The organism is Pseudomonas sp. UMAB-40 (assembly GCF_900095275.1).
Taxonomy (GTDB): domain Bacteria; phylum Pseudomonadota; class Gammaproteobacteria; order Pseudomonadales; family Pseudomonadaceae; genus Aquipseudomonas; species Aquipseudomonas mandelii_B.
The window spans coordinates 1-337 of sequence record NZ_LT607604.1; the positions used below are offsets into that span (position 1 = coordinate 1).

Annotated in this window: 1 pseudogene; it reads right to left on the reverse strand. The window is 43.3% G+C overall.

Going from position 1 to position 337, the window contains the following annotated elements:
• Positions 1 to 337 (reverse strand): annotated as a pseudogene (locus K0F88_RS32765) (hypothetical protein); the annotation flags it as partial.

Genomic DNA, 337 nt, shown 5'->3' on the forward strand with positions numbered 1-337 from the left:
TTTCCTTGATTGAGAATAGTAGTTCGAGATGTCAATACAAATCGCTTTTGGGGATTCTTGACTATGCGCCTAATAAAACCAACAATCTTGGCGCCCTCATGGCCAGAAAGCGCTTCTAGGTAGTTGCGGCCCAAAAAATCATCAAAATAGAAAATTTGCTTTGAGTCAGGGTCGAAGATACTCTCAGCCTCTTTAATATCATCAGAAATGACCGAAAGCTCAAAGCCGTCTGCGACGTACTGTAGGATTAGCTGCCCAGCCAATGTTGTCTTACCAATGCCAGCTGGACCCGTGATGATAACAACACTCGTAGATTCCAGTTTATCAATCGCTTGAT